This window comes from Acinetobacter chengduensis (assembly GCF_003664645.1).
In the GTDB taxonomy this organism is placed as follows: Bacteria; Pseudomonadota; Gammaproteobacteria; order Pseudomonadales; family Moraxellaceae; genus Acinetobacter; species Acinetobacter chengduensis.
Genome location: NZ_RCHC01000011.1, coordinates 111,751 through 117,888, shown reverse-complemented (window position 1 = coordinate 117,888; position 6,138 = coordinate 111,751). Strand labels below are relative to the sequence as shown.

9 protein-coding genes are annotated in these 6,138 nt (G+C 39.3%); 3 read left to right on the top strand and 6 right to left on the bottom strand.

Translation table 11 applies throughout. The features are described from left to right. Positions 1-44: 44 nt before the first annotated feature. The 3 genes from D9K81_RS11320 to D9K81_RS11310 form a co-directional block, all read right to left on the bottom strand. On the bottom strand, positions 45-1,424 hold the full coding sequence (locus D9K81_RS11320) for a dihydrolipoyl dehydrogenase (protein WP_120375845.1): 1,380 nt from the start codon (positions 1,422-1,424) through the stop codon (positions 45-47). 301 nt (positions 1,425-1,725) lie between these two features. Next, on the bottom strand, positions 1,726-2,145 hold the full coding sequence (locus D9K81_RS11315) for a beta-lactamase hydrolase domain-containing protein (protein ID WP_120375846.1): 420 nt from the start codon (positions 2,143-2,145) through the stop codon (positions 1,726-1,728). After that, positions 2,138-2,473, bottom strand: a complete 336-nt coding sequence (locus D9K81_RS11310; protein ID WP_120375847.1) for a TIGR01244 family sulfur transferase — start codon at positions 2,471-2,473, stop codon at positions 2,138-2,140. The genes D9K81_RS11315 and D9K81_RS11310 overlap by 8 nt, the downstream gene beginning before the upstream one ends. A 121-nt stretch (positions 2,474-2,594) precedes the next feature. Here D9K81_RS11310 and D9K81_RS11305 point away from each other — a divergent pair, with 121 nt between their 5' ends. The 3 genes from D9K81_RS11305 to D9K81_RS11295 are packed head-to-tail and all read left to right on the top strand — an operon-like array spanning position 2,595 to position 4,370. Further along, entirely contained in the window at positions 2,595-3,488 is an 894-nt protein-coding gene (locus D9K81_RS11305; RefSeq protein WP_120375848.1) for an alpha/beta hydrolase, read from the top strand. A 4-nt stretch (positions 3,489-3,492) separates the two neighbouring features. Further along, a complete protein-coding gene (gene trxC / locus D9K81_RS11300) occupies positions 3,493-3,924 on the top strand; it encodes a thioredoxin TrxC (RefSeq protein WP_120375849.1) in 432 nt (143 codons plus the stop codon). A 17-nt stretch (positions 3,925-3,941) separates the two neighbouring features. Then, on the top strand, positions 3,942-4,370 hold the full coding sequence (locus tag D9K81_RS11295) for an acyl-CoA thioesterase (protein ID WP_120375891.1): 429 nt from the start codon (positions 3,942-3,944) through the stop codon (positions 4,368-4,370). A 67-nt stretch (positions 4,371-4,437) separates the two neighbouring features. Here D9K81_RS11295 and D9K81_RS11290 read toward each other — a convergent pair whose 3' ends face one another. The 3 genes from D9K81_RS11290 to D9K81_RS11280 form a co-directional block, all read right to left on the bottom strand. Then, positions 4,438-4,941, bottom strand: coding sequence for a nuclear transport factor 2 family protein (locus D9K81_RS11290; protein ID WP_120375850.1), 504 nt, complete (start codon positions 4,939-4,941; stop codon positions 4,438-4,440). Between the two features lie 132 nt (positions 4,942-5,073). Beyond that, positions 5,074-5,577, bottom strand: coding sequence for a DUF4442 domain-containing protein (locus D9K81_RS11285; RefSeq protein WP_120375851.1), 504 nt, complete (start codon positions 5,575-5,577; stop codon positions 5,074-5,076). 29 nt (positions 5,578-5,606) lie between these two features. After that, positions 5,607-6,095: a YajQ family cyclic di-GMP-binding protein gene (locus tag D9K81_RS11280; RefSeq protein WP_106984567.1), complete on the bottom strand. Its 489-nt coding sequence runs from the start codon at positions 6,093-6,095 to the stop codon at positions 5,607-5,609. Positions 6,096-6,138 lie beyond the last annotated feature (43 nt).

Here is a 6,138-nt window from a genome sequence, read left to right as displayed (position 1 = left end):
TGCGTTATATAATTAAAGTAGCAATATTCCCTAAAAATAGTTGATTAGCTTAGAGAGAGTTGTCTTCTAGCATGTTTGAGTGCCGTTCTTAGCCCTTCTTCAATGGTCGGATGGTAAAAAGGTTTTTCTAAGGCATCATCGACGGAAGCACCTTCATCAATTAACCAAGCAAGCAAGTGAGCAAGATGCTCTGCAGCATAAGTAAAAAACTCAGCACCTAATATTTTTCGCGTCTTGATATCAATATATATTTCAATGGCACCCTGATTTTGTGCATTTACAATGGTACGTCCTTGTTTTGTGTAATCTGCAAAACCTGTTACAAACGCTATGTCAGATACCTCTAACTGCTTGGTATTTTGACCAACGGAAGCCATTTGAGGCGAGCTAAATACAATACCAATGGGCGTAAGCGGGGACAGTACATCTGCAGAACTTTGCTCAAAGCAATGTTGAATCGCGCTGCGACCTGCATGCGCTGCTTCATGTTGAATTGGAGTAGTTGTATGTGCATCTCCCACAATATAGATCGCCAAGTCCTTCATTTGTTTTGTTAGTGGATCAATTTTGATGTTTTTTAGATCAGAATATTGTGGATCTATATTTTCAAGTTTTAATGTAGTGAGTAAAGATTTTCGGCCTGTGGCGAAAAGTACATAATCTACAGTTAATGTATGATTTTGACTATTTTCTACAAAAGTGATTTCAACTCCTTTTGCTGTCTTTTTATAGCTCTGTGGAAGTGTTTCAAAATGAAAATTCAATTCTTGGCTTAAAATTTCTTGAGCTTGTGTTTGTAAATGAGAGCTGGTTAAAGTTCCCACTTTTCGGCTACGTGCAAAAATATCAGTTTGTACGCCTAGTCGATGCATCGCTTGTGCAAGTTCAATGGCAATAACGCCACTACCAATGACAGCAAGAGATTGAGGAAGTTGTTTTAACTCAAAAATGTCGTCTGAACTAATGAGATTTTCACCAAGTTTATCTTTGAGTGTTTCATCTATAACGGGTGTTGAACCGACAGCTAAAATAAAATATTTAGCTTGATAGTGCGTTCCATTAACCTGAATTGTATTGTGGTTAATAAATTCGGCGCGACCTGAAATTTTATGTTCTGATGGCCACAAATCAACATCTTTTAGTGTTGCCCGAGTAAAACGGTCACGAAGCTGTTGTACGTGTTGCATCACCTGAGAGGTATCCATTTCTACTTTAGCACGGATGCCTAATCCATTTAGATTTTGCATTTCATGTGCACGATTTGCTGATGAAATCAGGACTTTACTTGGCATGCAACCGACACGTGCACAGGTTGTGTCCCAAGGACCATCATTAATAATCAGTAAGTTATTAGTATGCTTTAATGCTTCTTTATATGCAGCAATACCTGCCGTGCCTGCGCCAATAATGATGACATCATACATGGGAGAGTGTTCCTTATTTTGAGAGCTTAAGAATATTTAAAAATTTCATATCTCATTCTATTTTAGATAAAGTATGAAATAGATACAGTTTTAAGTTTTATATTTAAACTGTTTTTTGTTGAGCGTGTTTACTCTGATTTTAATTAAATTTTTTGATTATTCATAAAAAAACAGCGCTTTGGCGCTGTTTTTTTATGAAATTTAAAGAGAACTTCCGACACTTACGCCAACTGTTGGTCTCATTTGCATAGTACTACAACCTGTCACCATGAGTAATGTAATAAAGGCCAACATGCATATTTTAGTCATTCAATAATCCTTGAGCTTTGGCTTGATTAAATAAGGATGCAGAGCGTGAACCGCTACGACAGACCAATAAAATCGGTTTAGTAAGCTCATTATAATATTTAGCAAATTCTTGAATGTCTGTTTGAGAAATTTTACCGCTTTCAACAGGCTGGTAAATCACACTCACATGTGACTTTTCCGCCATTTCTCGTAATTGGCTGACACTGACGACATTACCGCTTTCTTGATCCGGGCGGTTCACAATTACAGATTTAAAGCCTTGTTTGAGTAGTGCGGAAAATTTATCTAAATTCATTTGACCAGCAACACTGACCTGACTGGTCAGTGCTGTACTTTGTGGTGCCTCTGCAAATGCTGGGCTAACCATGCCTAAACATAAGCAAAGTACACTTGCGTAAATCGACTTAATCATCAAGCAAATCCATTTGTTTTGCTAATTGGAATAAGTTGTTTGAGCGGTTGCCAGTACGGCAGAACATTAAAACTGGTTTTGGTAGTTCATTAAAATGATTGGCAAATGCACGTACATCAAGCTCAGTGATTTGACCTGCAACTACAGGTTGATGCACATAGTCTAAACCTGCGCCACGTGCAACTTCTTCAATTTGTGCACTGGTAGGTTGCTCAGGACCACCTTCCATATCTGGACGGTTGTTAATAATCGATTTAAAGCCTTTTTCAACAATTTGAGTTATGTGTTCAGGGCTAATTTGACCTGCAAAACCAACATTTTCGCTCATGGTGTCACTCCAAAATTTTAAAAATACACATATTCTTTATGATAGCATTAAGCGAGAATATGAGCGTGGCGTATTAAAATTTTTATAAAGAATAACAGTCCAATTTTTGTATGGAGTGCGTATGCACGCTTATACCGTTGAACCGCTGTATGTCAAAAGCGGACAGGAAGTAATTGCGGCGGATTTTTACCGGCCTAAAACAGAGCTTCCACCAGGTGTCATTATCATGGCACATGGTTTTGCATGTTTAAGACAGTTTAAATTGGTGCAATTTGCGAAGCGCTTTGCACAGGCGGGTTATGCAGTTGTGTTGTTTGATTACCGCTATTGGGGGGGCAGTACTGGTCGACCACGTGAGTTGGTGAGTATTCAAGAACAATTAAGTGATTGGCGGACGATGCTCATGCATGTGTCACAACGTAAGTCGATTAATTCACGTAAAATTGTGTTGTGGGGAATTTCTTTAAGTGCAGGTTATGTGTTGGAATTGGCTTCGGAAAATAAAAATATTCAAGCGGTGATTGCACAAAATCCATTTATTGATGGTGCTGAAACTGCTAAAAATTTTCCTTTAAATTTATTGCCCAAAGCACTCAAAATTTCCAGTCAAGACTATATGGGGGCTAAGGTCGGCATGTCGCCACGGACATTGGCAGTAGCAGACCCATCGGGATTGTGTTTTGTACAAACTCCAGATGCTTATGCAGGCTACCAATCGATTATACATCCTGATTATTATTGGAGTGGGCAAGTGCCTGCTCGGGTGTTTTTTAATCTGATACGTTATAGGCCTATTCAAAATTTACGTAAGATTGCGGTTCCTGTACTGTATATCGCGTCGAAGAATGATAGTCTCATTCCAATTGAATCTAGCCGTGAAGCTGCCACCAATATTGCGCCTTATGTTGAGTATTATGAATGGGATATGGCTCATTTTGATATTTATCATGGTACATGGTTTGAAAAAGCAGTGGCAAAACAGCTAGATTTTTTAAATCAGCATGTAGGAGTGTGAGTTAATGATTATTGTGTGCCCTCAGTGTTTGGCAAAAAATCGTGTGCCAGAAGAAAAGTTGGCAGAGCAACCTGCATGTGGTCAATGTCATGCTGGGCTAATTCCACTGGCGCCAATTGAACTGAATGAACAAAATTTTAGTCAGTTTATTAGTCATAGCGATTTGCCTATTTTAATTGATCTATGGGCTGAGTGGTGTGGGCCATGTAAGATGATGGCACCACATTTTGCGAATGTTGCTAAGCAATATCCAAATGTGATTTTTGCCAAAATTAATACTGAAGAAAATCCACGTTTAAGCAGTGCTTTTAATGTACGAAGCATTCCAACCTTAGTTTTGATGAATAAAACTAACGAACTTGCTAGAATAAGTGGTGCGCTACGCTCAAGTGAATTGCAGCAGTGGCTCGATCAACAATTGACTGCCCATTCATAATGGGGCTTGGAGTTAAAGTGTCAGAAACTCATGTAAAACCGGAAGGTACGCTATCACTACAAACAATTGCAATGCCAGCAGATACCAACTGGAGCGGTGATGTGTTTGGTGGTTGGATCGTGTCACAAATGGACTTGGCAGGTGCGATTCATGCAGAGCGCTTTAGTAAAGGCCGCTGTGCGACGATTTCCATTAACCAAATGACATTTTTAGTGCCGGTAAAAGTGGGTGATGTCATTAGTTGCTATACCAAAATTTTAAAAGTGGGTAATACCTCAATTCAAATGCAAATTGAAGTCTGGGATAGCCATGACAGCTCACGTGATCCAATTCGTGTGACGGAAGGGGTATATACCTTTGTTGCTGTCGATGTCAAAGGTTCAAAACGCCAAATTCCTGCGGAAGCAAAACAGTTATTTGAAGCATCTCAAACTAAAGCAGAATAAGCTTCTGATAAGCAGTTTGAAACAAAAAAACCAGCCTGAGCGCTGGTTTTTTTGTTTCAAAGAGGTCTTAAAACATGCTGTTTTGATTTGCACTTTCAGCTGGAATCGCTTGCTGCACATCCCAATGCTCAACAATTTTTCCTTCTTTTACTCTGAAAATATCCACAATCGCAACGCCTCTATCTTGTGGGTTTTCTTGAGAATGTACATGTAAATACACCAAATCACCCTCTGCTGCTGAGCGTTTAATTACACTTTTTGCCTGCGGATGATCTTTAAAATATTGGCTAAAATAATTCACAAAAGGTGCTTTGCCATTAGGTACATGTGGATTATGTTGAATATATTCTGCACCAATATATTGATCTGCATACGCTTTGACTTGATGCTTTTGGAACACACCATTATAAAAATCGGTCACCAATTTTTTGTTGTATTCGGCTTGTTGAGCTTGCGCTGTTAGCACTTTATTTTGCACATTTTGAGGTGCTTTTTGTACAGGTGAGTTTGCTTGTGCGGTGATAGAAATAAAGGCACACACTATGGCACTCGTGATCAATAAGCGTTTCATTTAGTTTTACTCTTGTGATGAATATATCACCATGATGAGCAAGTATGCGCTATAGAAATAGCGCTCTTTGGTAAAGATTTGGTCTAGATTAAGTAAGTAATAGACTTACCTAAGAGTAAGTTTTATTTACAATTATTTCTTTTTCAGGTAGGACTTTTCTACCCAAGCCCATAGCATTTCACATTGAATGGGCGCCTCGCCAGATTCGTCGGTTACGGTCACTTGAACTAGGGTTTCGCCACGGTCTGTGGTGCGCATGAGTTGTTGCTGTTCTGTGGTCAAAATGGCAGTTGCTTGCATTGCGCCTTTACTTGGACGTTGGAAGTCCACTTTAAAGGATTTGATGAGCACAATGGCACTGTCTGGCACATTCATTGCGGTGACAAAACCAGTGGCGGTCTCTGCAATTAATGCCATAGCACAGGCATGTAATTGCCCAATATGGTTTTGCATAGCCTTGTGATTGGCAATGCTGACAGTGACACGGGAAGGAGTCACTTCAAGATAGCGAATTTTGGCAGAACCGACCATTGGGACGATTTTGCCAAACGCTTTGGACCATAGCGCAGTGCGAATGCTTTGCGGAAATTTCGATGTTGAACTGACCAGCTTGGATAAACGATTGCCTTGCGCCATGATGCCTCTGCTTGGCAGGTGAGCCTGCCTTAATCTTTAAAGTTGTTGAACTGTAAAGGCACACCGAATTGCTGTTCTTTTAAAAATGCCATCACTTGTTGCAAAGTATCGCGTTTTTTATCAGTCACACGGATTTTGTCGCCTTGAATAGAAGATTGCACTTTCACGCCACTTTCTTTAATGGCTTTATTAATTTTTTTTGCAGTATCAGAGTCAAGGCCATCTTTGAGTTTGATCACTTGAATCACATTTTTGCCAGAAGCGGTCATTTTTTGTGGATCAAGTGCTTGAATGTCGACTTTACGTTTAAAGAAATGATTTTCTAGCATCGTATAGACTTGTTCACATTGGAAATCACTTTCAGTACTGATTTTGATTTCTTTGTTTTTTTCGTTTAGCTCGATAGAAACATCTTGTCCACGGAAATCAAAACGGGTCGCAATTTCTTTTTGCGTGTTTTGAACTGCATGATTTACTTCAAAAACTTCTAATTCTGAAACAATATCGAAAGAAGGCATAGTTTAGACCTTTACAAAGGGAAAGAATATCTGAGATGCTAGG